Source organism: Nitratireductor sp. StC3 (genome assembly GCF_003015025.1).
GTDB lineage: Bacteria > Pseudomonadota > Alphaproteobacteria > Rhizobiales > Rhizobiaceae > Mangrovimarina > Mangrovimarina alexandrii.
The window spans coordinates 146,805-169,537 of sequence record NZ_PYBP01000005.1 but is presented as its reverse complement, the minus strand read 5'-3'; the positions used below and the strand labels follow the sequence as shown (position 1 = coordinate 169,537).

General features: G+C 63.9%; 24 protein-coding genes. 12 read left to right on the top strand and 12 right to left on the bottom strand.

The window, feature by feature from the left end; translation table 11 throughout:
- Positions 1-203 precede the first annotated feature (203 nt).
- On the top strand, positions 204-1,253 hold the full coding sequence (locus tag C7T96_RS12560; protein ID WP_146149182.1) for an MBL fold metallo-hydrolase: 1,050 nt from the start codon (positions 204-206) through the stop codon (positions 1,251-1,253).
- A 257-nt stretch (positions 1,254-1,510) separates the two neighbouring features.
- The gene (locus C7T96_RS12555) at positions 1,511-4,120 is read left to right on the top strand and encodes a UvrD-helicase domain-containing protein (RefSeq protein ID WP_106571828.1); all 2,610 of its coding nucleotides are present in this window, start codon (positions 1,511-1,513) and stop codon (positions 4,118-4,120) included.
- 415 nt (positions 4,121-4,535) lie between these two features.
- Here C7T96_RS12555 and C7T96_RS12550 read toward each other — a convergent pair whose 3' ends face one another.
- The 3 genes from C7T96_RS12550 to C7T96_RS12545 all read right to left on the bottom strand — a co-directional run bounded on the left by C7T96_RS12550 (position 4,536) and on the right by C7T96_RS12545 (position 8,529).
- On the bottom strand, positions 4,536-5,582 hold the full coding sequence (locus C7T96_RS12550) for a reverse transcriptase domain-containing protein (protein WP_106571581.1): 1,047 nt from the start codon (positions 5,580-5,582) through the stop codon (positions 4,536-4,538).
- A 62-nt stretch (positions 5,583-5,644) separates the two neighbouring features.
- Positions 5,645-6,487 (bottom strand): retron St85 family effector protein, encoded by an 843-nt coding sequence (locus C7T96_RS23890; protein WP_146149181.1) that lies wholly within the window; start codon positions 6,485-6,487, stop codon positions 5,645-5,647.
- A gap of 644 nt (positions 6,488-7,131) precedes the next feature.
- A complete protein-coding gene (locus C7T96_RS12545; RefSeq protein WP_106571580.1) occupies positions 7,132-8,529 on the bottom strand; it encodes a PLP-dependent aminotransferase family protein in 1,398 nt (465 codons plus the stop codon).
- A gap of 107 nt (positions 8,530-8,636) precedes the next feature.
- On the opposite strand from C7T96_RS12545, the gene C7T96_RS12540 reads away from it, so the two are divergent.
- Positions 8,637-9,500 carry a DMT family transporter gene (locus tag C7T96_RS12540; protein ID WP_106571579.1) on the top strand — a complete coding sequence of 288 codons (864 nt, stop codon included), beginning with the start codon at positions 8,637-8,639 and terminating at the stop codon, positions 9,498-9,500.
- A gap of 2 nt (positions 9,501-9,502) precedes the next feature.
- Here the strand turns inward: C7T96_RS12540 and C7T96_RS24060 are convergent, their stop codons facing one another.
- The 4 genes from C7T96_RS24060 to C7T96_RS12520 form a co-directional block, all read right to left on the bottom strand.
- Entirely contained in the window at positions 9,503-9,649 is a 147-nt protein-coding gene (locus C7T96_RS24060) for a hypothetical protein (protein WP_158264359.1), read from the bottom strand.
- Positions 9,650-9,847: 198 nt separating this feature from the next.
- On the bottom strand, positions 9,848-10,207 hold the full coding sequence (locus tag C7T96_RS12530) for a DUF488 domain-containing protein (RefSeq protein WP_106571577.1): 360 nt from the start codon (positions 10,205-10,207) through the stop codon (positions 9,848-9,850).
- A gap of 281 nt (positions 10,208-10,488) precedes the next feature.
- Positions 10,489-11,133, bottom strand: coding sequence for a DapH/DapD/GlmU-related protein (locus C7T96_RS12525; RefSeq protein WP_106571576.1), 645 nt, complete (start codon positions 11,131-11,133; stop codon positions 10,489-10,491).
- An 82-nt stretch (positions 11,134-11,215) separates the two neighbouring features.
- Positions 11,216-11,707, bottom strand: a complete 492-nt coding sequence (locus C7T96_RS12520; RefSeq protein WP_106571575.1) for a CreA family protein — start codon at positions 11,705-11,707, stop codon at positions 11,216-11,218.
- 135 nt (positions 11,708-11,842) lie between these two features.
- Between C7T96_RS12520 and C7T96_RS24055 the strand changes: the two genes are divergently transcribed.
- The 8 genes from C7T96_RS24055 (at position 11,843) to C7T96_RS12490 (ending at position 16,302) form a co-directional block, all read left to right on the top strand.
- Positions 11,843-11,986, top strand: coding sequence for a hypothetical protein (locus C7T96_RS24055; RefSeq protein ID WP_158264358.1), 144 nt, complete (start codon positions 11,843-11,845; stop codon positions 11,984-11,986).
- Positions 11,987-12,028: 42 nt separating this feature from the next.
- The gene (locus tag C7T96_RS12515; protein ID WP_106571574.1) at positions 12,029-12,610 is read left to right on the top strand and encodes an SCO family protein; all 582 of its coding nucleotides are present in this window, start codon (positions 12,029-12,031) and stop codon (positions 12,608-12,610) included.
- A 173-nt stretch (positions 12,611-12,783) separates the two neighbouring features.
- Entirely contained in the window at positions 12,784-13,656 is an 873-nt protein-coding gene (locus tag C7T96_RS12510; RefSeq protein ID WP_106571573.1) for a 50S ribosomal protein L11 methyltransferase, read from the top strand.
- A 104-nt stretch (positions 13,657-13,760) separates the two neighbouring features.
- A complete protein-coding gene (locus C7T96_RS12505) occupies positions 13,761-14,693 on the top strand; it encodes an IS1595 family transposase (protein ID WP_106571572.1) in 933 nt (310 codons plus the stop codon).
- Positions 14,681-15,382: a DUF433 domain-containing protein gene (locus C7T96_RS12500; protein WP_106571571.1), complete on the top strand. Its 702-nt coding sequence runs from the start codon at positions 14,681-14,683 to the stop codon at positions 15,380-15,382. The genes C7T96_RS12505 and C7T96_RS12500 overlap by 13 nt, the downstream gene beginning before the upstream one ends.
- Entirely contained in the window at positions 15,379-15,825 is a 447-nt protein-coding gene (locus tag C7T96_RS23885; protein WP_146149180.1) for a hypothetical protein, read from the top strand. Before C7T96_RS12500 ends, C7T96_RS23885 begins: the two co-directional genes overlap by 4 nt.
- On the top strand, positions 15,782-15,970 hold the full coding sequence (locus C7T96_RS12495) for a hypothetical protein (protein ID WP_106571570.1): 189 nt from the start codon (positions 15,782-15,784) through the stop codon (positions 15,968-15,970). Before C7T96_RS23885 ends, C7T96_RS12495 begins: the two co-directional genes overlap by 44 nt.
- 110 nt (positions 15,971-16,080) lie before the next feature.
- Entirely contained in the window at positions 16,081-16,302 is a 222-nt protein-coding gene (locus tag C7T96_RS12490) for a hypothetical protein (protein WP_106571569.1), read from the top strand.
- Here C7T96_RS12490 and C7T96_RS23880 read toward each other — a convergent pair.
- Entirely contained in the window at positions 16,289-16,822 is a 534-nt protein-coding gene (locus C7T96_RS23880; protein WP_146149179.1) for a hypothetical protein, read from the bottom strand. The genes C7T96_RS12490 and C7T96_RS23880 overlap by 14 nt on opposite strands.
- A 198-nt stretch (positions 16,823-17,020) precedes the next feature.
- On the bottom strand, positions 17,021-17,200 hold the full coding sequence (locus C7T96_RS12485) for a hypothetical protein (protein ID WP_106571568.1): 180 nt from the start codon (positions 17,198-17,200) through the stop codon (positions 17,021-17,023).
- Positions 17,201-17,408: 208 nt separating this feature from the next.
- On the opposite strand from C7T96_RS12485, the gene C7T96_RS12480 reads away from it, so the two are divergent.
- Positions 17,409-19,244, top strand: coding sequence for an aminopeptidase P family protein (locus C7T96_RS12480; RefSeq protein ID WP_106571567.1), 1,836 nt, complete (start codon positions 17,409-17,411; stop codon positions 19,242-19,244).
- 118 nt (positions 19,245-19,362) lie between these two features.
- On the opposite strand, the gene C7T96_RS12475 is transcribed toward C7T96_RS12480, so the two are convergent.
- The 3 genes from C7T96_RS12475 to ligA form a co-directional block, all read right to left on the bottom strand.
- Complete coding sequence (locus tag C7T96_RS12475) at positions 19,363-19,659, bottom strand: AzlD family protein (RefSeq protein WP_106571566.1); 297 nt, start codon at positions 19,657-19,659, stop codon at positions 19,363-19,365.
- Entirely contained in the window at positions 19,656-20,417 is a 762-nt protein-coding gene (locus C7T96_RS12470; RefSeq protein ID WP_106571565.1) for an AzlC family ABC transporter permease, read from the bottom strand. Before C7T96_RS12470 ends, C7T96_RS12475 begins: the two co-directional genes overlap by 4 nt.
- A gap of 119 nt (positions 20,418-20,536) precedes the next feature.
- Positions 20,537-22,660, bottom strand: coding sequence for an NAD-dependent DNA ligase LigA (ligA, locus tag C7T96_RS12465; protein WP_106571564.1), 2,124 nt, complete (start codon positions 22,658-22,660; stop codon positions 20,537-20,539).
- Positions 22,661-22,733: the final 73 nt, after the last annotated feature.

Genomic DNA, 22,733 nt, shown 5'->3' with positions numbered 1-22,733 from the left:
TGCTGGTGCGGGTTTGCGGTGCGTCGGCCGTTCGACCGCAACGCAATAGCCCCAGCCCGGCCGGCAGTTTCCAAGCGCGCCGTCGGGAGCAGACATCGAGCCTGACCGGCCCGCCGTACGCATCCCCACGCCCCATCATCCGGCACACGCGGGTTTGTTCCCGGGCAAACACCGGTTAGACTGGCGCAAAATGGGGGGTGGGAGTGCTTTCTCGCGGGGAAGCAACACGCGCGAAAACCGTCGTCGTGCTGGCGGCGCTCGCCTTGGCAGCCTGTGCCGGGCCTGGCCGACGCGCCACGGACGGGCCACGGTTTTACGCCAATCCGGGCCGGCCCGCCCCGGCGCCGCAAATCGTCGGCTGGACCGACCATCTGGCCAAGATGGCGCTCAAGCTGTTTCCGCAAAAGGACACGCTGCCGCCCGACCATTGGCTGACGCCCGCGCAGGCCGAAGCACAATTCGAGAGCGCACGCGCGGCGCGGCTGGCGCTCACCTGGTTCGGGCACTCCACCTTCCTGATCCGGATCGGCGGCCATGCCGTCCTCACCGATCCCGTGCTTGGCGATCGTGTCGGGCCCGGACATTTGCATCTGCATCGCCTGCCGCCGTTGCGCCCCGACCCCGGTCTGATCCGGCGTCTCGACGCGATCGTCATCTCCCATGCCGACTACGACCATCTCGACATCGCCAGCCTGAAAAGGCTCGCCGGTCGTTTTCCCCATGCGCGCGTTTTCGTCCCCGAGGGCACGGCGTTCCTGGTCCGGCGGGCGGGCTTTGCCCGTGTCGAAGAAATGCGCTGGTACGAGACGGCGCGGCTCGACGGCCTGTCGATCACCGCCGTACCGGCCATTCACGGCGTGCGCCGCCCGCCTTTTGCCATCGACAGCATGCATTGGGCCGGTTTCGTGATCGGCGACAGGCAAAACAGGGTCTATTTCGCCGGCGATACCGCCAAGGATCAAGCGATCTTTTCAGACATGCGCCGGCGCCTGGGTCCCGTCGACGTGGCTTTGGTGCCGACCGGCGCCTGGTCCCCGCACCGCTTCCAGCGTCCCTACCATGTCGATCCGGCCGAGGCCGCGGAACTGGCCAAGATGCTCGGCGCGCGGCTGGCCGTGGGCATGCATTGGGGCACATTCGCGCTTTCCGAGGATCCGCCGGCCGAGCAGAAACGGCGTTTTCTGGCCGCCGCGACGACCCAAACCCGCACGACCGTGTTCCGGATCGGCGAAACCCGCGTTCTGGCGCGGTAGGCTTTGTCGCGGCGGGCAGGCCCGTCGCGAAAAAAGCCGCCGCGGGCCGGGCGGGACAGGCGCTCGTCTGCCGATTCGTTGGCCAGGAGGGGAAACCGGGAAAATCCGTCCTGTTCGCCGTACCGCCGCGCCCGGTTGACGCGGCCCGCAGCACGACGGAAACGGCCGATGGCGAAAAATGGTTCCGCTGACGGGCTTTGGCGGTGACAGGCGCCGCGCCGCTGGCCTTTCTGGCGCGAATCACTACATTCAAGGCAATGTCCAGCCGCCCAGACGATTTGCCCATCCACCAAGGGGACGAGATGTCCGCGCCCGCCGCCGCCGGCGGCGGCGGACTGGCCGCGCGCGCCATGGCCGCCCGCCATCCACGGGCGCCCGACTATCTCGCCGGCCTCAACCCCGAACAGCGGCGCGCGGTCGAGACCACCGAGGGCCCGGTGCTAGTGCTGGCCGGCGCCGGCACCGGCAAGACACGGGTTTTGACCACCCGCATCGCCCATATCCTGGCGACCGGACGCGCCTGGCCGAGCCAGATTCTGGCCGTCACCTTCACCAACAAGGCCGCGCGCGAGATGAAGAGCCGTGTCGGGCTTCTGGTCGGCGAACAGGTCGAGGGCATGCCCTGGCTCGGCACCTTTCACTCGATCGGCGTCAAGCTCCTGCGCCGCCATGCCGAACTTGCCGGGCTGAAACGCGACTTCACCATTCTCGACACCGACGACCAGATCCGGCTGCTCAAGCAGTTGATCCAGGCCGAGGGGCTCGACGACAAGCGCTGGCCGCCGCGCCAGTTCGCCCAGATGATCGACGGCTGGAAGAACAAGGGCCTGTCGCCGGCACAAATCCCCGAGGGCGATGCCCGCGCCTTCGCCAATGGCAAGGGCCGCGAACTCTACGCCGCCTATCAGGAGCGGCTGAAAACGCTGAACGCCTGCGATTTCGGCGATCTTTTGCTGCATCCGATCCGGCTTTTGCGCGAAAATCCCGATATTTTGCGCGAATATCAGCAGAAATTCCGCTATATTTTGGTGGACGAGTATCAAGATACCAACACCGCGCAATATATGTGGCTGCGCCTGCTGGCGCAGCGGCCGCAGGCGCAACGCTCCGCCGCGGCTCGGGCGCCGGCCGCGAGCGCGCCCGCGGACCAAGGCTCCGAGGTCGACCTGGGTTCGGCCGGTCAGGCCGACGGTGCAAGGGAAAATCGGCAGGTAAACATTTGCTGCGTCGGCGACGACGACCAGTCGATCTACGGCTGGCGCGGCGCCGAGGTCGACAACATTCTGCGCTTCGACAAGGACTTTCCCGGCGCCGCCGTGATCAGGCTGGAACGCAACTACCGCTCCACCGCCCACATCCTTGGCGCGGCCTCGCACCTGATCGCCCACAATGAGGGCCGGCTCGGCAAGACGCTGTTCACCGAGCAGCCCGACCCCGACGACGCCAAGGTGATGGTGCACGCCGCCTGGGATTCGGAGGAGGAAGCGCGCGGCGTCGGCGAGGAGATCGAGGCGCTGCAGGCCAAGGGTCACGCCCTCAACGACATGGCGATCCTGGTGCGCGCCTCCTTCCAGATGCGCGAATTCGAGGACCGGTTCGTCACGCTCGGCCTCAATTACCGCGTCATCGGCGGCCCGCGCTTTTACGAGCGCGCCGAGATCCGCGACGCCATGGCCTATTTCCGCGTCGTCGCCCAGGGTGCCGACGACCTCGCCTTCGAGCGCATCGTCAACGTACCCAAGCGCGGCCTGGGCGAGGCCTCGGTGCGCCAGGTGCACGACACGGCGCGCGCGCTCGGCGTGCCGATGCTGGAGGCCGCCCGCCAGCTCGCCGAGAGCGACGAGATGAAGCCCAAGCCGCGCGCGGCGCTGCGCCAGGTGGCGGCCAATTTCGCCCGCTGGCAGGAGCTGTTGGAAACCACCCCGCATACCGAGCTCGCCGAGACGATTTTGGAGGAATCCGGCTATACCGACATGTGGAAGAACGACCGTTCGGCCGACGCGCCCGGACGGCTGGAAAACCTCAAAGAGCTGATCCGCTCGATGGAGGACTATGAAAGCCTGCGCGGCTTCCTCGAACATGTCGCGCTGGTGATGGACACCGAGCAGGACGAAAATCTCGACGCCGTCTCCGTCATGACGCTGCATTCGGCCAAGGGGCTGGAATTCGAGACCGTGTTCCTGCCCGGCTGGGAGGAAGGGCTCTTTCCCCATCAGCGCGCGCTCGACGAGGGCGGCCGCTCCGGGCTGGAGGAAGAACGCCGCCTGGCCTATGTCGGGCTCACCCGGGCCAAGAAGAACCTGCATCTCTGGTTCACCTCAAACCGCCGCGTGCACGGGCTGTGGCAGTCGACCATCCCGTCGCGCTTTCTCGACGAACTGCCCGAGGCCCATGTCGAAGTCGCCGAGACCGGCCAGAACTACGGCGGCTACGCCTCCGGCGGCGGCCAGGGCAATTATGGCGGCCGGCGCAACCCCTATGGCGCCTCGCGCTTCGACGAGGCCGGCGGCTCGTTTTCCAACACCTACGCCACGCCGGGCTGGAAACGCGCCCAGCAAAACCGCACCGAGGCGACCGACCGCAACTGGGGCACGCGCTCCGGCCACGGCGTCGAACGCATCGGCTACGGCGAGACCGATTCGGGCTACGGCGCCGGGCGCGGCTCGGTCAAGGGCCGGGTGATCGACGGCGAACTGGTCGCCAAATCCGTCGCCGACCAGCCCTCGTCCTTTGCGGTCGGCGACCGCGTCTTCCACCTGAAATTCGGCAACGGCAACGTCGCCTCGGTGGAGGGCAACAAACTCACCATCGATTTCGACAAGGCCGGCCAGAAACGCGTGCTCGACGGGTTCGTGGAGCGGGTGTGATCCCCAAAACGGTTTGGACACTCAATTCGAGTTGTTTGAGAAATAAATGGCGAAGGGCCTCGCAGAACGCGAGACCCTTCGATCTCAACCGAGTGCTTTGCCATTAAGCTACGGCCCCGCAAAGTGGTGGAGCCGAAGCCGAAGAAGCCGAGAATTATACCTACGCTATAGCCCTCCAAACTGATTGAAGTTGCTTATGGCATGGGTCGCGGCTGAAAGTCGCTCGTACCGATGGAAATCGCGCAACCGAACTTTCCTGTAATTTGTAGCAAATGGCGGCTTGGAGCCCTTCTGAGACATATGTCGTGGTGCGCCCGCTTCGAAGTTTGGGCGGGAAGCGGTCATTCGCTGGGCCGTGCGTCAACGGCAGAAATAACCTTTGATAATGCAAAGAGTTCTGCCAGTTGGCCGGACCCTATTTGCTCTGATAGGGGTCGTGAATTCTTAAGCGGGCTTCATTATCGAGGATTGCTCGGTACTGGACATAAGTGTCATCTCGACCATAAACACACTTGTACCATTCAAGAATACCTCGCAACCGCTCCCTGTTTTCGTGCGCCCAATGAATGTTCCTTGATGCTTTAAAAAACATCGACCTGTAAATACGACGCTGGCCTCCCGGTATCTTCGGCTTCTCGCCATGTGTCAGAAGCCCCAAAGTGGTCCGGGGTAGGCCTTTTGGGTGATATTTGGTTTTGCCCTCGTTGGCCGCAAAGCCACCATCTCCGATTATTCTCGAAACGTAGTTAGTCAGCTTTGGGTGGTTGAAGTTCTTTTCCTTGTGAAAAAACATGTCGTCGCTATATCTTAAGTACTTCAACTCCCAAGAGGCTGCCATTTTTTTCAAACGAAGGTCTATGCCTCTCATAATCAGATTTGAAATGGACGGGCTTGTGGGAGCGCCCTGAGCCAAGCGGTCCCCAAACGTGGTTAGCCGAGCAAGGATAAAGGAGGCTGCGTCTGAGAAACCCATTGACATGAAAAGCCCCAAAACCCGCACAAACGTAATAGACGGGAAGAAGTCTTCAATATCTACCTTGAGGACTGCGCGCCCAGGACAAAGCTCTCGGGCCGCCGTTAGAATGGACCGAGCAGTCACATAGGAGTGCACACACCCATCAGCAGAGAACTCAGACAGGATCTTCTTGTTGATCGCTCTCTGAACTCCTTTCAGCTCCGAAATAGGGATGTCCAGCTTTCGAAACTTCTCTGGATCAGAATTCTTTGGGATTTCAATGGAGACGTAGCACCTATCAGGGTCTTCGACCAAATAAAAGATGTGCTGCGGAGCGAACCCCAAGAACTCAGCGACAGACACCAAATCCTTGCAGTCGTCCGCAGCACCCATTCCTACTTCTTCTCTCTCTCGATGCCAGGCAATAAAGCGCGAAAGAGAAAGCCCTCTTTTCGGTTTATTGCGTGGCAGGCTTCTGCGTACTTCGCGTGCCCGCAACGATGACATTGCGTCTCCCCTCGCGGGGAATTGCTAGGAATGCCACAACACTACCTTAGCAGCGAGTGGCGTCAAGCAACCGCTAGCCTCTTGGATCGAGTTTTACTGATCTCCGTGGAGCTAAACGGCTCCAACAGTTCATCTGCGAACCCATTGATTGAGCGGTAGCGACCTGAGCCGACCTTTTCAATCTTGCCTGCCTTGTAGAGACCATGCAGAGCCGAGTTCAACTGGTTCGGGTGAAGCCCAGAGGAAAGCAGTAGTTCAGCGTAGCTTGGCCTGTCCCCTGCCAAAACCGCAATCAGTGTGACCGCCATCTGGTATTGGCCTCGGATTGGGTTTATGTAAGAAGAATAATCTGTGATTTTTCTCTGGTAGCGAAGCATTGTATTTTTCAAATAGTCAAACCGATTCAAGTATTGAGCGTACTTAAAAAACGTAAGCGGGTATCGCATTCGATCCAGCATTTCGCTTTTTTTCTCTGCATCGAAATAAATAACACTATTTGGATTGAGGCGGGTAATCAAGCTTAGGGGACCCCTCGAAATGTAGCTTTCTGCACGGTAGAATCTTCCAGATAGCAAGACAATTAGTCGTTCTCTGACTCCGGGAAGCTGCGTGAATGTCCCAAGTTCTGCAATAGAGCCCGGGGATTCAAGAATTAGCAGTGTAAAATCGACATCGTGGGCAAACCGAACCTCAAGCGTTTGGAGATCGGTTGACTGATTCCTGTAGCTACTTTGACTCTCAATCTCTTCACCGTAGAGAGCCTTCACACTTGGTATTTCCTGAAGCGCATCGCGGGCCATATCTCGAACATCTATTCCTTCTGAAGAATAGCCGGGACCACAAACAAATACACGAGACGGAACGTCTTGCGCGGCTTTTTTGAGAAGCGTTGGCTGAATTATCAAAGTTCTTCCCCGATCGGTGCGCCGATCGAGAATATCGGAAAATTCCTAGATAGCCACCCCGATGTTACGGGACGATGAGACACTTCAGAATTCTTCCTGCCTTTCGCTTCGATAGGCTTGAATGTCGACAAAGGGCCGAAACTTCCATTTGGTCCAATGTCCTGAAGGTCCGCGTAGCGGTCATCTGCTGTATCGGCTGTGTATGTCCGCTTTGCCTCGTGGTCGACAAGGCCCGGCAAAAAGTGGCCGTTACCTCGGCTTGCGGTAATCGGCGGCAATATCGCGCTATAGAGGGCAATCGGCGGTGTTTGGTGGAGATTTGGGGAGACATTTCGAACCTGCAGGGTTCGCAAGGCCAAGGGCCGTCCGAGCTGATGCGAGGCCCCGACTGGAGCGAAGCCCGAAGGGCGACAGCGCGAGGTCAAGTGGCGGAGCCGATGGGATTCGAACCCGCATTTTCCCGGCCCTGCGTCGCAGCTTCGGCTTGGAATCGCCATTTGCTGCGACGGCCCTTGGAAGGGTCTTAGACCCTGCTTTCTGCTGCATATGGGCGCAAATGTGCAGCAGAAAAATTGCTGATGCACATGAAGCCCGTCTGTCGCCTCCGGCAACGCTCCCCGTACTTATGCCGGCACTCAGCGCCGCTACCCGCGCGCCTCGCGGAGCGCCCGGTCGAGCACGGCAAACACCGGTTCCGGGCATTGGGCGACGTTGAAGCGCAGGAAGCCGGTTGCCGATTGCGACACGCTGAACACGTTGCCGGGCGCAAGCACCACCTCATGCTCGAGCGCCCGCCGCGCGACATCGGCGGCGTCCACGCCCTGCGGCAGCGCGCACCACAAGAACATGCCGGCCTGCGGCTCGAGCCAGGGTTTCAGGCCGATCCGTTTCAGCCTCGTCCCCACCTCGGCGCGGGCGCGCGCCAGCCGGGTCCTGAGCGTCTCGCAATGCTTGCGGTAGACGCTGTCGGTCAGAACGCGCAGCACCAGCGCCGCGTCCAGCCGGCCGCCGCCGAACGTGGTGGCGATCTTCAAATCGACGAGCCGCTCAACCCAGTCGCCGCGCGCGGCAATGAAACCGCAGCGCGCCGACGCCGACAGGGTTTTGGAGAAACTGCCGATCTGGATCACCCGCTCGAGCCCGTCGAAGGCGGCGAGCCGTGGCGCGGGCCGATGCTCGAAATCGGCGAAAATGTCGTCCTCGACCACGGTCACGGAAAAGTCTTCGGCAAGCTTCAGCACCCGGTGCGCCGTCGCCGCCGACAGCGTCGCGCCGGTCGGATTGTGGATCGCGGCATTGGTGATGTAGAGCTTCGGCCGATGGGCGGCGAGCGCCGCGGCAAAGGCGGCGATGTCGGGCCCGCTCGGCGTATGCGCGACGCCGACCACGGTGACGCGATGGGCGCGCAGCAGCGCCTGGAAGTTGAAATAGCACGGATCGTCCACAAAAACCGTGTCGCCGGGCTCCAGAACAAGCCGGCAGATCAGGTCGATTGCCTGCGTGCCGGACTCCGTCAGCACGATCCGCTCGGGTGCGGCTTCCACGCCCTTGTCGGCCAGGCGCCGCGCGATCAGCTGGCGCAGCGGCGCCAACCCCAGCGGCGTTGCGTAATCCGCCAGCACCGCCTCGTCGGCGCGCGCCAAACCGCGCAGCGCCCTGCGCACGGCCTCCTGCGGCAGCCAGGACGGCGGCAGCCAGCCGCAACCCGGCTTGAGGGCGGTCGCGCCCGCCTCCAGCGACTGGCGCGACACCCATAACGGATCGATCGCCCGGTCGCGCCGTGGCCCGACCCGGGCCAGCTCCAGCGGCGCGGCCTGGGCCGCGACGTAAAAACCCGAGCCCGGGCGCGCGCCGATCAACCCCTCGGCAACCAGCCGGTCATAGGCCTCGACCACGGTCGAGGGCGACACACCGGCCATGCGCGCCATCTGGCGGATCGACGGCAGCCGCGCCCCGGCCGTCAGGGCGCGGCCGGCGACACGCTGCCGGATCGTCTCCATCACCATCGCCACACGGCCGCCGCCCCGGTCTGGAATCGTCATCCGTATTGCATCCGTTATCGGTACAGTTTGGCCAGATTGTATCGCACCGTTTCTTCCAGAAATAGCCCTGCCGGGCGATAGCGAGGCTCCAACGCGAAGGAAACGGCATGGACAGAACGACACAAGGCTGGATCGCCGGCTTGATCGGCGTGGTGATCTTTTCCGCCTCCTTGCCGGCCACCCGCGTGGCGGTGCTCGATTTCGATCCGGTGTTTTTGACCGTCGCGCGCGCCGCCATCGCCGGCCTGCTCGCGATCGCCCTGTTGCGGGGCTTCGGCGCGGCGCGTCCCGCTCGCGCCGACCTGCCCTCGCTCGCCATCGTGGCGCTGGGCGTCGTCGTCGGTTTTCCGCTGTTGACCGCGCTGGCGCTCAAACACGTCACCGCGGCCCATTCGATCGTCTTTATCGGCCTTTTGCCGCTCGCCACCGCCATCTTCGCCGTCCTGCGTGGCGGCGAGCGGCCGAGGCCGGCCTTCTGGCTGTTTTCGAGCCTCGGCAGCGCGCTCGTCGTCGGCTTCGCCCTGGCGCAGGGCGTCGCCGCCTCGCCGGTCGGCGACCTGTTGATGCTGGCGGCGGTCCTGGTCTGTGGGCTGGGTTATGCCGAAGGCGCCAGATTGTCGCGCAGGCTCGGCGGCTGGCAGGTGATCTCGTGGGCGCTCGTCCTGTCGCTACCGGCGATGGCGCTGCTCAGCATCATCACCATGCCGCAAACGTTTATCGGCATCGGCGTCCCCGCCTGGATCGGCCTTGCCTATGTGTCGCTGTTCAGCATGCTGATCGGGTTCTTCTTCTGGTATCGCGGCCTGGCCGCGGGCGGCATCGCCACGGTCGGCCAGCTCCAGCTCCTGCAGCCGTTCTTCGGCTTCGCGCTCGCGGCCGGTCTGCTCGGCGAGCCGGTGACGACCGCCATGCTCACCGTCACCGTCGCGGTGATCGCCTGCGTGGCCGGCGCGCGCCGCTATGCCGGCTGAAATCAGCCACGAACATCGCCGGCCTGCTGTCGTTTCATCGCGCGATCGGTGAGCGAGACCCACCACAATAGTCCCACGCCGAGGAAAAACACCCCCAGCCCGCCGAAAAAACCGGCAAAGAAAATGCCGATGGTCGCCAGATCGTTCATGTCGGGCCTCCCGTCCCGGATCGCCTGCATCGCCGAGGCGCCCGCCCGACGCGCAGACGCCGGCTTCAACGCCGAATGACGTCGCCGAAGATGCCGGATCATGACGGCATTCGCCAAAAATGCCGTCATGATCGGCAGGTCGCCGCACGCTCCGCAAAAAATACAAGCACCATGCGGCGGCCAAAGCCTTGATGTCGGTCAAGCCGCGCCCGAGGGGGCCAGCACCTCGCGAATGACCACGGCCTGGTTGTGCCGTTCGTCGCGGGCCGAATAGACCAGCGTCAGCGGGCCGTCGCGGCCGTGCGCCCGCAACGCCTCGAGCAGGTCGCGACGCTGGTCGAGCTCGTCGCGATAGCGCCGGCGAAAAACCTCCCAGCGCTCGGGATCGTGGCCGAACCATGTGCGCAACGCCGTCGAGGGGCCGATTTCGGGCATCCACAGATCGACCGCGGCCTTGGCCTTCGAGAGGCCGCGCGGCCAGACCCGGTCGACCAGAACCCGAAACCCGTCATCGGCCGCGGCCGGCTGATAGACCCGCTTTATCCGCACCGTGTGCATGTGCGCGCTCCCGATCGGCAGCCCCCGCCTTGATGCGGCACTCTAGCCCGGTTCGAAGCCGGGCGGAATGGCGGCCGCCTCCGCCCGACAGAAGGGCGGCGCGACTACACGCAGAACGTGCCGACGGCCTTTACCCGATCTCAAAAACCCACCGGCCAAGGTGGGGATGCAGGCCAATCCCTGCACCGCCTTCCCCCAAGGCGGGGTGCTCCTCCCTTCCGTCGTGGCCCCCTGCGACGGAAGGGCTCCACCCTCGGCGAGCGGCTTGACACCGCGACGGGTCAGGCCCGTGACAACGGCTCCCATTTGTCCAAAAATGCTTCGATTCCAAGGGCTTGCATATCCGGCACGGCCTCGAACAATCTCGTCTCCGGCCAGTCCCACCAGCCGAGCCGCATGATGCGCTCCACGGTCGGCGCGGAAAAGCGCGCCCGCAGCATCCGCGCCGGCGCGCCGGCGACGATGGCAAACGGCGCGACATCCCCGGTCACGACCGCGTTGGCGCCGACCACTGCGCCGGTGCCCACCCGCACGCCAGGCAGGATCACCGCGCCATGGCCGATCCACACGTCGTGGCCGAGGATGACGGGTTTTGCCCGCCGTTGCGCGCGAAACGCCTGGTCGACGCCGAGATAGCGGAAATATTCGTTCGGCCTGTAGCTGATCTTGTGGCTGGTCAGGCGTTCGATCGGGTGGTCGAGCGCGTTGATGCGGGTATTGGCCGCGATCGAGCAGAATTTGCCGATCTCGGCGTAGATCGCCTCGCCGTGGCGCTCGAAATAGGAATAGTCGCCGACCGTGACCTCGCGCAAAACGACGCGCTCGCCGATCGCCACGTGGCGGCCGAGCCGGCAGGCCTTCAGCGTTGCGGTGGAATGAATGCGCGGGGCCGGATCGGTAAATCGCAAATCGGCGCTGTCGCTCATCTCCGCTCCCCGGCTGGCGTAAGGGGGACGGCTTCGGGCCGCCCCCAGCCTTAAAAGCCGGTCTGGCGGCAACCGGCAAGCCCTATTGCGGCTTGCCCTGGCTCCACACGACCTCCTGGCCGTAGAGCGGCACGGTCGAGATCGCCATCTTGGCCGAGCCGTCCTGAACCTGGCGGGTATTCGACAGATAGATCAGCGTGTCGTTGGCCTTGTCGTAGATGCGGTTGACCACCTGCTTCTTCCAGATCAGGCTGATGCCCTGCTTGAAGACTTCCTCGCCGCCTTCGCCGAGCGCGATGTCGCCGATCGTGATCGGCCCGGTCTGCCGGCACGACAGCGCGCTGTTGGAGGGGTCCTCGAACCAGTTCCCCTTTTGCAGCCGGTCGATCATGCCGCGCTCGAAATAGGCGACATGGCAGGTCACGCCTTCCACCTTGGGATCGCGGATCGCCTCCACGATAATGTCGTTGCCGAGCCAGTCGACGCCGACCTCGCCCACTTCCTGGGCGCGCGCGCCGGTGGCCGCCGCGCCGGCGACCAGCAAGATTGCGGCAAGAACAAGAATGCGGTTCATCGAATACTCCTCAACGCTGTGACGGGCAGATGGGGCGTGCGCGGCGCCCCCGCAAGGGGCCCGGCGCGTGCGCGACCAAAAGCCCCTTTGCCAGCGACCTGCCGACACATTATTTTACTGGTGAGAGGAAATACAATGTCCGTGCGCCGCGCCACCCAAACAACGTTGTTGGTCGCCGCCATCGCCGCAGGCTCCGGCGTGGTGTTTGCCATGTGGGCGCAACAGGGACCTGAAATTTTCCTCGCGGTCGTCGAAAACGGTTTGGCCTGGTGTTTTTGAGATCGCTTCGACACGGATTTCGGCAGGCAGGATAAAAACACCATGATGCGCGGCGTTCTGATCGGCATTCTTTTTCTCATGGCCGGCGCCGTCGGCTGGCTGACATTCGACTGGTACCGCACCACCTATGGCGGCGGGGAAGCCTTCGGCGCCCCGTTCACGCTCGTCGACCAGAAGGGCGAAGAAATCACCGAGGCCGCTTTCAAGGGCAGCCCGACCGCGCTGTTCTTCGGTTTCACCCATTGTCCGGAAGTGTGCCCGACGACGCTCTACGAACTCGACGGCTGGCTCGCCCAGCTCGGCGAGGAGGGCGAGGAGATCGAAGCCTATTTCGTCTCCATCGACCCCGAGCGCGACACGCCGGACGTGCTCGACCGCTATGTCGCCAACGTGTCGGAGCGCATCACCGGCATCACCGGCGAGCCGCAGAAAGTCGCGGAAATGGCCAAGGCGTTCAAGATCTACGCCAAGAAGGTGCCGCTCGACGGCGGCGACTACACGATGGACCATACCGCGTCCGTGCTGCTTCTGGGCCGCGATGGCGACTTTTTCGGCACCATCGCCTATGGCGAGAACGCCGAGACCGCGATCGCCAAGCTGAAGCGGCTGGCCAACGAAAGCTGACCGGTAAAGCCGACCGACGGTCGCCGCCGGCAGCATTGCGGGGATCAAGCCACGCCCACGCCGCTGCTTGCGCGCCGGCCGCCGATCGGGCAGGAAGGCCGGCGCATGCGCGGCCCAGCTCCCCGCCCCGGCCCGCGTGCGCCCTGACAGCCGACCTGCCCGGACCTCCCGCCATGCAATGCCGTTTGTTCTTTTCAGCTCCGGAACCCGACGCCAGAAGGCTCTATGAGCTTCTCGGCGTCGAGTTCGAGCGCGACGGCCACACCATCGCCATCACCGAAATCGACGAGGCGGCCGGCCTGCACAGTGTCGAGCTCTACGTCGACGAGGCCGGGCTGGACGAGGCGCGGGCGCGCATGCACGCCGTGGTGGCGCGCGCCGGCGTCGATGGCGCGATCGAGACGGAGACCCTGCCCGACATCGACTGGGTGGCGCGGTCGCTCGAGGGGCTGAAACCGGTGCGCGCCGGCCGGTTCCTGGTTCATGGCGCACACGACCGCGACCAGGTGCGCGCAAACGACCTGTCGATCGAGATCGAAGCCGCCCAGGCATTCGGCACCGGTCATCACGGCACCACCGCCGGCTGCCTGGAAATGATCGCCGACGTCGTGCGGCGCGAACGCCCGGCCAGCGTGCTCGATCTCGGCACCGGCAGCGGGGTGCTGGCGATCGCGGTCGCGAAACTGGCGCATGTGCCGGTCCTGGCCACCGATATCGATCCGATCGCGACCGCCGTCGCGGCGCGCAACATGCGGCTCAACCGCGTTGGCGCCGATGTCGACGCGGTGACGGCGACGGGTTTCCGCCATCGCGAAATCGCCCGGCGCGCGCCCTACGACCTGATTGTCGCAAACATCCTCGCCCGGCCGCTGATGCAGCTCGCCCCCGGCATGACCCGGCACCTGCGCCCGGGCGGCTCGCTGATCCTGTCGGGAATCCTCGCACGCCAGCGCAATGCGGTGATCGCCGCCTATGCCGGACAGCGCTTCGGCCATGTCCGCACGCTGACGCGCGGCGAATGGGTGAGCCTGCATCTCAAGCGTTAGATCGCCCGACAACCGGCGTTTTCTTCCGGCGGCCAACAAAAAAAGGGCGATGTTGCACAATCCGTACCCAAGTGCTATATATGGGGTGACGGGAGATTGCAACGATGTCCAACCTATCCGCCCCACACTTCCACGACGAGACGGCGGCATATGAGTTCGTAGAGGCGCGGGTTTGGCCGGAAGGCCCGATTTGCCCGCACTGCGGCGGCATGGACCGTATTTCCCCGATGAAGGGCAAGAGCACGCGGATCGGCACCTACAAGTGCTATCAGTGCCGCAAGCCGTTCACGGTCAAGATCGGCACGATTTTTGAGGCGTCCAACGTGCAGATGACCGTTTGGCTTCAAGCGATATATCTGATGGCCGCTTCCAAGAAGGGCATCAGCACGCATCAGCTTCACCGAACTCTAGGCGTGGCGCTACGCACGGCGTGGTTCATGTCCCACCGTATTCGTGAAGCAATGCGCGAAGGCGGGCTTGCTCCGTTCGGCGTTGACGGCGGTATCGTTGAGGCCGACGAGACGTTTATTGGAAACGACCGCGCCAAGAAGCCGAAGGGCCAGAAGAAAGGTCGTGGCTACCATCACAAGCACAAGGTGCTGGCGCTGGTGGACCGTGACACCAAGCGCGCGCGTACGATGGTGGTTGATAGCCTTGCCGCGAAGGACTTGGCCCCTATCCTTCGCGAGAACGTCGCGAAGGAAGCCCGCCTGATGACGGATGAGGCGTCCTATTACACGCTGGTTGGTCGCGAGTTCGCCTCTCACGACATCGTTCGGCACGGGCAAGGCGAATACGGTCGCGGGGAGATCGGGACCAACACAATCGAGGGATTTTTCAGCGTCTTCAAACGCGGCATGAAGGGCGTTTACCAGCATTGCGGCAAAAAGCACCTGCACCGCTATGCAGCCGAGTTCGAGTTCCGTTACAATCACCGCGTTGCCAACGGCTACGATGATCTGGCCCGCGCCGATCAGTTGATCGGTGGGTTTGTTGGCAAGAGGCTCAAATACCGGGACTCGTTATGGGCGTCGTGACGCTGCCGACAGGAAAACCATTGACAGGCGGGTTCTACACCGTTGGCGAAGTCGCGCGCATTCTCGGCATTGATAACGAGGCGAAGGTTCGTCGGTGGCTTGATGGAAGCGCAAGCCGCCCCGCTGTTCTGCAGCGCCAGTACGAATCCGGGTTTGCCAATCAGGAATTGGGTTTTCTCGATCTGATGGAAATCCGATTCGTCGATTATTTCCGGCGACAAGATGTCAGTCTCCAGAGCATCAGGAAAGCTGCCGACGCTGCGCGTCGCGAACTGAAAACGAAGCATCCGTTCGCGCTGTCCAACGTGAAATTCGTAACGGACAGGAAGCGCATATTCCTGCACACGGCAGAGCAAGAGCACGACAATCGCCTAATGGACATCGTGAGCGGTCAGCACGCGATGTACGATGTTATCGAGGCTTTCTTGGCAAAGGGCGTGGAGTTCGCACCAGCTACCGGACTGGCCGAGCACTGGAAGCCTAAGCCGAAGGAATACCCTGCCGTAGTCATCAGTCCCCGCCTAGCGCATGGCCAGCCGGCTATCGAAGGCAAGGGCATCCCGACAAGCGCGCTGTTCCAGCTATGGCGGGCAGAGGATCAGGATATTGAGCGTGTCGCTGACTGGTTTGAACTGGACCGCGCCGACGCCGAGCAAGCAATCGAGTACGAACTAGAACTGGCAGCGTGAAGCTAATCGCCGACGAGCATGTGTCGCCCAAAATCGTGAGAGCGGTGTGCGAAATGGCCCTCTCCAGGCGAACGTTTTCGCTCGAAACGGTGATCGGTAATGGTGATTTTTCGGGCCAGGATGATGAGGATTGGGTAGCGCGATTTGCAAAGTCCGGCGGGCATGGTCTGTTGTCAGCTGACCGGCGGATGCTCCGCCGACCAACTCTTATAAAGCAGATCACGGATACGGGACTGGTTGCGATATTTCTTCCGGCTGAATGGGCCAACAGCCGGTGTGCCTATCAGGCTTCGCACATCCTCTACTGGTGGCCTGTCATTGAAAGCCATTTCCAGACGGTTCAAAAGGGCACGGCGTGGATTGTGCCGAAGGGCCACGGAACTGGGGAATTGAGGCAGTATGTCGGACGCGAACGAAGCCAAAAAGCAGCAGCGACAGGCTGAACGCTTTCGGGAAGCAGCGCGCGAGCTTGGCCTTGATACCGACGAGGCCAATGCGGCATTCGAGCGGGTATTCGGCACGATAGCCCCTCCGAAGAAGAAGGGCGACAAGGTGCCGCCCAAGGCGAAAGACGATTCCGACAGCTAAACCGGTTTCGAAGACTACCGGCAATGGCCCCCGCCAATTGGCGGGCTTTTCCGTTTCCGATGGGAACAAAGCGTAATTTCTCGCGGTTTGACGGCAAAAAGGAGGTTCAAATGAGAAGCAGTGCCCAGCGAAAAATCGACGATTTCGCAGAGCCATCAACTCACGCGGAAGATCAGTCGAACGCCTTCGCGCGCGAACTGACGGACCTTTCGCACAAGTATGGGCTCGGAATTGCCGGCGCTCCTGACGTGTTCGTTTTCGAGGGTGCCGAAGATCGCACCCTCTCTTACGAAGTGGATGACGCCGGTCGGCTTCAGATCATATCAACCTGACGGTCAGCCCAGAGTTCGGACCTGGTGGTAATCCCAGAGCGGGTTCGACACCCGGCGTCTCTCTCAGGTCAGCCAACACAGTAGCAGGGTCGAACGTTTGCCCGATCTTTGCTTCCGATTCCGGTCTTGGGTTCTCGACGGCTTTGGCGCGATAGGCTTGTATTCGTCGGCCTTCATCAATGGCCCTACGGCAAAGCGCCCTGACGTAGAATCTGTTGAACTCACCTTCCGCCATTGTGGCCGATGCCGTGTGCGGCACACGATAGGTAGTGTAACCCCCGCCCTTCGGCTTTCGTCTCTCGGCGGTCTCTCGAATGTAGAGGCCAGCGCGGAGATCGGCGGCGAGGCTGTCATCTGACCCGCCCTCAGCTGCGTTTGTCAGCAGTGTCGACCACTGCGCCGCCCCTTCTTCGGTCAGCCAAGGACTGATGTATATCGTTCCATGCTGTACGTCGTGTTGGATTTCTTCGATCATCAAAGGCCGCGTTTCGGCATCGAGGTTTTCGTACTGCAAGCCCATTTCGCCCTCCGAGTCATGGGCGCCCCAACGGGTGCAGCCTAGCCGCTAGTCCGCGTTTAACCAAGAGTAAGAACCACTACATTTAGCGATGGGTACGTTTTGTGCAACATCGCCAAAAAAAGAGCGGCTTCGTCGGAAGCCGCTCGTCCCGGCGCGGGCTGGAGGTCGCCGCCCGCGCGCCAATCCGTAAAACCGGGCCTAGTAGAAATAATAGCCCGTGCTGCGCTTCTTCAGCTCGGCGCGGCTGTAGCCATTGGCTTTCAGCGTCTCGTCGTCGAGCATCAACAGCGCACCGTTGACGTAGTGGTTGGCCTGACGCATGCGGGCCTCGACCATTCTGTCGAGCGCGTTACGGAAAAACCCACGTGTCTGTGCCATGTCTAAACCTCGCAATTGGAAGAAATGTCCTCCACGCTCCTTAGGTAGGCTCGGCGAGCGCGTTCCACCAGCGCCGGAGACGCATGGAAGCCATGCGCTTGTTGCAATGCAACAAAATCTATGCCGCACCTGCGAAAACCGTTCGCCATTGCCTCGCTTGTCGGGCCCGACTACGGTCTGCCGGATTTGATGGAGAGCAGAGACCGCGATGTTCCAGAACTTCGACACCGTTTCCGATCCGTCCCTGGCGGCAGGCCGGGTGGCGCGCCTGCGCGCAAGGCTCGCGCAGGCGGGTGTCGACGGGTTTCTGGTGCCGCGCGCCGACGAGCATCAGGGAGAATACGTGCCGGCCTGCGCCGAGCGGCTGGCTTGGATCACCGGCTTTACCGGCTCGGCCGGCGTCGCGCTGATCATGGAAGACAAGGCATGGCTGTTCGTCGACGGCCGCTACACGCTGCAGGGCCGGACCCAGACCGATCCCGGCCTGTTCGAGATCGTCGATCTGGTCGAGACGCCGCCGGCCGTCTTCCTGCGCACGCGCTTGCCGGCGGGCGCCCGGATCGGGTTCGATCCCTGGCTGCACACGATCGACGAAGCCAGGAAGCTGCGAAAGGCGCTCGGCGAAGGCGGCGGCGCGCTGCTGGCGCTCGACGAGAACCCACTCGACGCGGTCTGGCAGGACCGGCCGGCGCCGCCGCTGAAGCCGGTCGCGATCCATCCCGAGCGTTATGCCGGCCGGCTGGCGCGCGACAAGCTGGCCGACCTCGCCGCGGCGGTCGGCGCCGCCAAGGCCAGCCACACCGTGCTCACCGATCCAGCCTCATTGTGCTGGGCCTTCAACATTCGCGGCGGCGACGTGCCGCATACCCCGTTGGCACTGGGGTTTTCGATCCTGCCCGCCGAAGGCCGGCCGCAACTTTTCATCGACAAGCGCAAGCTGCCGATGAAGACGGAAGCCTATCTGACCCAGCTCGCCGACCTTCAGCCGCCCTCGGCGTTGGAAGACGCCCTCGCCGACCTGGCCGGGAGCGGGGTCAAAATCGGGCTCGATCCCGCGCTTGCCGCCGAAAAGCTCAGGCTGGTCGTCGAGGATCGCGGCGGCACCGTCATCGCCCTGCCCGACCCCGCCCGCCTGCCGCGCGCAACCAAGAACGCGGCCGAACTGGCCGGAAGCCGGGCCGCGCATCGGCGCGACGGTGTCGCCGTCACCCGCTTCCTCGCCTGGCTCGACCGCCAGCCGGCCGGCACCGTCGACGAAATCGGCGCCGTGCGGGCCCTCGAGGATGCCCGGCGCACCGCCGGCGAGGCGGCGCAGATGCCGCTGCGCGACATCTCCTTCGACACGATTTCCGGCGCCGGCCCGAACGGTGCCGTCATCCACTACCGGGTGACGAACGCGACCAGCCGCACGCTCGGCCCCGGCGAGCTTTTTCTGGTCGATTCGGGCGGGCAATACGAGGACGGCACCACCGACATCACCCGCACGGTCGCCATCGGCGCGCCGAACGCGGAAATGCGCGAGCGTTACACGCTGGTGCTCAAGGGGCTGATCGGCATCACGGTGCTGAAATTTCCGCCCGGCACCCGCGGCAGCGACATCGACGCCGTCGCCCGCATGGCGCTGTGGAAGGCCGGCCTCGATTACGGCCACGGCACCGGCCACGGCGTCGGTTCCTACCTGTCCGTGCACGAAGGCCCCCAGCGCCTGGCCAGGACGGGAACCGAAAAGCTGCTTGCCGGCATGATCCTGTCCAACGAGCCCGGCTACTACAAGGAAGGCGCCTACGGCATCCGCATCGAAAACCTGATCGTCGTCGGCGAGGCGACGCCCGTTCCCGGCGGCGACAAGCCGATGCACGGTTTCGAGACGCTGACGCTCGCCCCCTTCGACCGCCGGCTGATCGCCGAGGACTTGCTGACCAAAGAGGAACTGCAATGGCTCGACGGCTACCACGCCCGCGTGCTGGCCGAGATCGGGCCGATGCTGGACGGCGAGGACCGCGCCTGGCTGGAACGCGCCGCCGCGCCGCTGGCCCGCCACTGACCGCCCGGCGGCCGGATTAAGCGTTAGCAGGCGAAACGGAAGCCGGTTCGCCGTTCAAAAAACGTTTCAAAACAATAAGGTGAAGCCGATCTGCGATTGCGTGAAAAGCAGACCGGCTCTAGCCGAAAAACTGGCGCCCGGCGATCAGCACCGCGGCCCCGCCGAAAAACACGCTCATCATGCCGCCGCGCAGCCCGATCAGGCCGGCGGCGACCAGCGCCAGCGCCTCGGCCGGCCCGGCCGTGTAGGCGGCCGGCGCCACCAGCGTCGTCAGCACCGCCGTCGGCACCGCGTTCAGCCCCGCCTCCACGCGCGGATGGATGCGCGAAAACCGCGACAGCACGAGATGGCCGCCGCACCGCGTCAGATAGGTCAGCACCGCGCTGGCCAGGATGATCCAGGTGATCTGGCTCATACGCCCTGCCCCGACTGGTCCGGCGGCGGATCGTCGTAATCCGCCCGCGCTTGCGGGCTCGGCGGCATCGCCGCCGCCAGCACGACGCCCGCCAGCGCGCCGACCGAGATGTGCCACGGCGATCCGATCGCCTTGTAGGCCAAGATCGACACGACCGCGCTGACCAGCACCACCGGCAACCACAGCGGCCGGTTGCGGAAACCGACGACGAGGCCGAGAAAATAGATCGGCAGCAGGAAGTCGATGCCGAGCGCGTGCGGATCGGGGATCAGCGAACCGAAGCGCGCGCCGAGCCAGGAATTGAACACCCAAAACACATAGACCGGCAGCGCCATGCCCAGATACCAGGCAAAGCCGACCGACCGGCCGCTTTCGCCGCGGCGCTCCGCTTCCGCGTATTGCGGATCGACCAGGAAGAAAAAGCCGACGGCCTTTTGCCAGGCGGTCCACCCGCCCATGCGCCGCCCGACGGCGGCGGAATAAAGGATATGGCGAAAATTGACGGCGAAGATCGAAAACACCACCAGCCAGGGGGCGATCGTCTGGCCGAACAGTTCCAGGCCGACCATCTGGCTGGCGCCGGCGAAAATGGTCGCGCTCATCAACACGACCTCGAATTCGCTGAACCCGTTCTGGATCGCCAGTGCGCCGAACAGGGCGGCGAAGGGCGCCACCGCCACGATGATCGGCAGGCCGAGCCGCACCCCGGCCCAGAATTCGGACGTGCCGTCGGACGCATAGCTTGTTTCTACGGACATGGGCTCTCCAGAACCGGCCTTATGTAGGAACGCGCGGCCGGCCTGTCACATGAATTCGCTTGAGCCAGCAATCAGCGGCGCTGATGAGCGGCGCCGGCAAACGGCCGTGCCGTGGCCGCTCACGCCTCGGCGATCCGCTCGAACCAGGTCGCCTCGTCGATCACCTCGATGCCGAGTTCGGCCGCCTTCTTCAGCTTCGAGCCGGCACCGGGGCCGGCAACCACCAGATCGGTCTTGCTCGACACCGAGCCGGCGGCCTTGGCGCCCAGCTTTTCGGCCATCGCCTTGGCCTCGTCGCGCGACATGCGCTCCAGCGCGCCGGTAAACACGATCGTCTTGCCCGCGACCGGCGAATCCGAGGCGATTTTTTCGGCGTCCTTGACCCGGACCGCGCCGGCCAGTCGTTCGACCAGCTCGCGATTGTGCTCCTCGCCGAAATAGCGCGCGATCGCGTCGATCACCGCATTGCCGATATCGTCGAGCGCGTCCATGTCCTCGCGCGCGGTCTCGTCGCCCCGGGCGACCGCCAGCGCGGCGTCGTGAAAGGCCTGCCAGGATCCGTAGGCGCGCGCCAGCGTGCGCGCCGTCGTCTCGCCGACATGGCGAATGCCGAGCCCGTAGACCATGCGCTCCAGCGGAATGTCGCGGCGCGCCTCGATGGCGGCGAACAGCTTGGCGGCCGAGACCGCGCCGAACCCTTCCTTGTCCTTCAGCTTTTTCAGGTTCTTGTCGTCGCGCGCGGCAAGCGAAAAAATGTCGGCCGGGCTTTTGACCGGCAGGTCGGGATCGTTGAAGAAGAATTCGATCTGCTTCTCGCCCAGCCCCTCGATGTCGAAGGCCCGGCGCGAAACGAAGTGGCGCAGATGCTCGATGCGCTGGAAGGGACAGGCGAATTCGCCGGTGCATCGCCGGATCACCCCCTCGCTGCCGCCGGCCGTCTCCTCGCGCACCACCGGCGTTTTCAGCTCGCACGGGCACACCGAGGGAAACTCGAACGCGACCGCATCGGCCGGGCGCTTGTCGAGGTCGACGCCCAGGATCTGCGGGATGACGTCGCCGGCGCGCTGCACGGTGACGGTGTCGCCGATCATCACGCCCAGCCGCTCGATCTCCTCGGCATTGTGCAAGGTCGCATTGGTCACCACCACCCCGCCGACCGTGACCGGCGTCAGCCGCGCCACCGGGGTCAATGCGCCGGTGCGCCCGACCTGGATGTCGATGCCGTTGAGCACCGTGGTCGCCTTTTCGGCCGGGAATTTGTGCGCGGTCGCCCAGCGCGGCGAGCGCGAGACGAAACCGAGCCGCTGCTGCAGCGCCAGGTCGTCGACCTTGTAGACCACCCCGTCGATATCGTAGCCGAGCCCGGCACGGCTTTCCTCGATCAGCCGGTAGTGTTCGAGCAGGCCCTCGACATCGTCAAAGCGGCGCATCAGCGGGTTGACGGGAAAACCGTAGCCGGCGAAGGCGGCGACCATGCCCATCTGCGTATCCGCCGGCATCGCGCTGACCTCGCCCCAGGCATAGGCGAAGAAATGCAGCGCCCTGCCGGCCGTGACCGAGGCGTCGAGCTGGCGGATCGAGCCGGCCGCCGTGTTGCGCGGATTGACATAGGTCGGCTTGCCCTCCGCCTCCTGGCGCCGGTTGAGCGCCAGAAAGTCGGCCTGGGTCATGTAAACCTCGCCGCGCACTTCCAAAATCTCGGGAAAGTCGCCCGACAGCACGTTGGGAATGTCGGCGATCGTGCGGGCATTCGCGGTCACGTCCTCGCCGGTCTGACCGTCGCCGCGCGTCGCCGCCGTCACCAGCCGGCCGTTCTCGTAGCGCAGCGACAGGGACAGGCCGTCGATCTTGGGTTCGGCGGTGATGCCGAGCGCGGCATCGGCGGGCAGGCGCAGGAAGCGGCGCACCCGCTCGACGAACTCGCGCACCTCCTCGTCGGAAAACGCGTTGTCGAGCGACAGCATCGGCACGCGATGACGGACCTTTTCGAATTTCTCCGACACCGCGCCGCCGACGGCATGGGAGGGCGAATCGGCGCGCGTGAGATGGGGAAAGCGCTGCTCGATCGCCATATTGCGGCGCCGAAGCGCGTCGTAGTCGGCATCGGTGATGACCGGCGCGTCCTCGGAGTGATAGCGTCGGTCGTGTTCGGCGATCTCGCCGGCAAGCCGTTCGAGCTCGATGCCGGCCTCCTGTTCCGAAAGGTCGCCGACGGATTTGGAGGCGGGGGAGTGTTTTGGCATGGACGGCCCGGGGACTGGTTGCACGAGACGCGCCGGCTGCCCGGCGGCTGGAGCGGCCAAGCTATGCCAGCTT

What these genes read in the sequence shown, in the direction of transcription:
- C7T96_RS12505 (WP_106571572.1), top strand. Translation starts at nt 13,761, where the DNA reads ATGTCCAACCTATCCGCCCCACACTTCCACGACGAGACGGCGGCATAT.
- C7T96_RS12475 (WP_106571566.1), bottom strand. Translation starts at nt 19,659, where the DNA reads ATGAGCCAGATCACCTGGATCATCCTGGCCAGCGCGGTGCTGACCTAT.
- C7T96_RS12470 (WP_106571565.1), bottom strand. Translation starts at nt 20,417, where the DNA reads ATGTCCGTAGAAACAAGCTATGCGTCCGACGGCACGTCCGAATTCTGG.
- C7T96_RS23880 (WP_146149179.1), bottom strand. Translation starts at nt 16,822, where the DNA reads ATGGGCTTGCAGTACGAAAACCTCGATGCCGAAACGCGGCCTTTGATG.
- C7T96_RS12480 (WP_106571567.1), top strand. Translation starts at nt 17,409, where the DNA reads ATGTTCCAGAACTTCGACACCGTTTCCGATCCGTCCCTGGCGGCAGGC.
- C7T96_RS12525 (WP_106571576.1), bottom strand. Translation starts at nt 11,133, where the DNA reads ATGAGCGACAGCGCCGATTTGCGATTTACCGATCCGGCCCCGCGCATT.
- C7T96_RS12490 (WP_106571569.1), top strand. Translation starts at nt 16,081, where the DNA reads ATGAGAAGCAGTGCCCAGCGAAAAATCGACGATTTCGCAGAGCCATCA.
- C7T96_RS12555 (WP_106571828.1), top strand. Translation starts at nt 1,511, where the DNA reads ATGTCCAGCCGCCCAGACGATTTGCCCATCCACCAAGGGGACGAGATG.
- C7T96_RS12495 (WP_106571570.1), top strand. Translation starts at nt 15,782, where the DNA reads ATGTCGGACGCGAACGAAGCCAAAAAGCAGCAGCGACAGGCTGAACGC.
- C7T96_RS24055 (WP_158264358.1), top strand. Translation starts at nt 11,843, where the DNA reads ATGTCCGTGCGCCGCGCCACCCAAACAACGTTGTTGGTCGCCGCCATC.
- C7T96_RS12530 (WP_106571577.1), bottom strand. Translation starts at nt 10,207, where the DNA reads ATGCACACGGTGCGGATAAAGCGGGTCTATCAGCCGGCCGCGGCCGAT.
- C7T96_RS12500 (WP_106571571.1), top strand. Translation starts at nt 14,681, where the DNA reads ATGGGCGTCGTGACGCTGCCGACAGGAAAACCATTGACAGGCGGGTTC.
- C7T96_RS12485 (WP_106571568.1), bottom strand. Translation starts at nt 17,200, where the DNA reads ATGGCACAGACACGTGGGTTTTTCCGTAACGCGCTCGACAGAATGGTC.
- C7T96_RS12510 (WP_106571573.1), top strand. Translation starts at nt 12,784, where the DNA reads ATGCAATGCCGTTTGTTCTTTTCAGCTCCGGAACCCGACGCCAGAAGG.
- C7T96_RS24060 (WP_158264359.1), bottom strand. Translation starts at nt 9,649, where the DNA reads ATGAACGATCTGGCGACCATCGGCATTTTCTTTGCCGGTTTTTTCGGC.
- C7T96_RS12515 (WP_106571574.1), top strand. Translation starts at nt 12,029, where the DNA reads ATGATGCGCGGCGTTCTGATCGGCATTCTTTTTCTCATGGCCGGCGCC.
- C7T96_RS12540 (WP_106571579.1), top strand. Translation starts at nt 8,637, where the DNA reads ATGGACAGAACGACACAAGGCTGGATCGCCGGCTTGATCGGCGTGGTG.
- ligA (WP_106571564.1), bottom strand. Translation starts at nt 22,660, where the DNA reads ATGCCAAAACACTCCCCCGCCTCCAAATCCGTCGGCGACCTTTCGGAA.
- C7T96_RS12520 (WP_106571575.1), bottom strand. Translation starts at nt 11,707, where the DNA reads ATGAACCGCATTCTTGTTCTTGCCGCAATCTTGCTGGTCGCCGGCGCG.
- C7T96_RS12550 (WP_106571581.1), bottom strand. Translation starts at nt 5,582, where the DNA reads ATGTCATCGTTGCGGGCACGCGAAGTACGCAGAAGCCTGCCACGCAAT.
- C7T96_RS12545 (WP_106571580.1), bottom strand. Translation starts at nt 8,529, where the DNA reads ATGACGATTCCAGACCGGGGCGGCGGCCGTGTGGCGATGGTGATGGAG.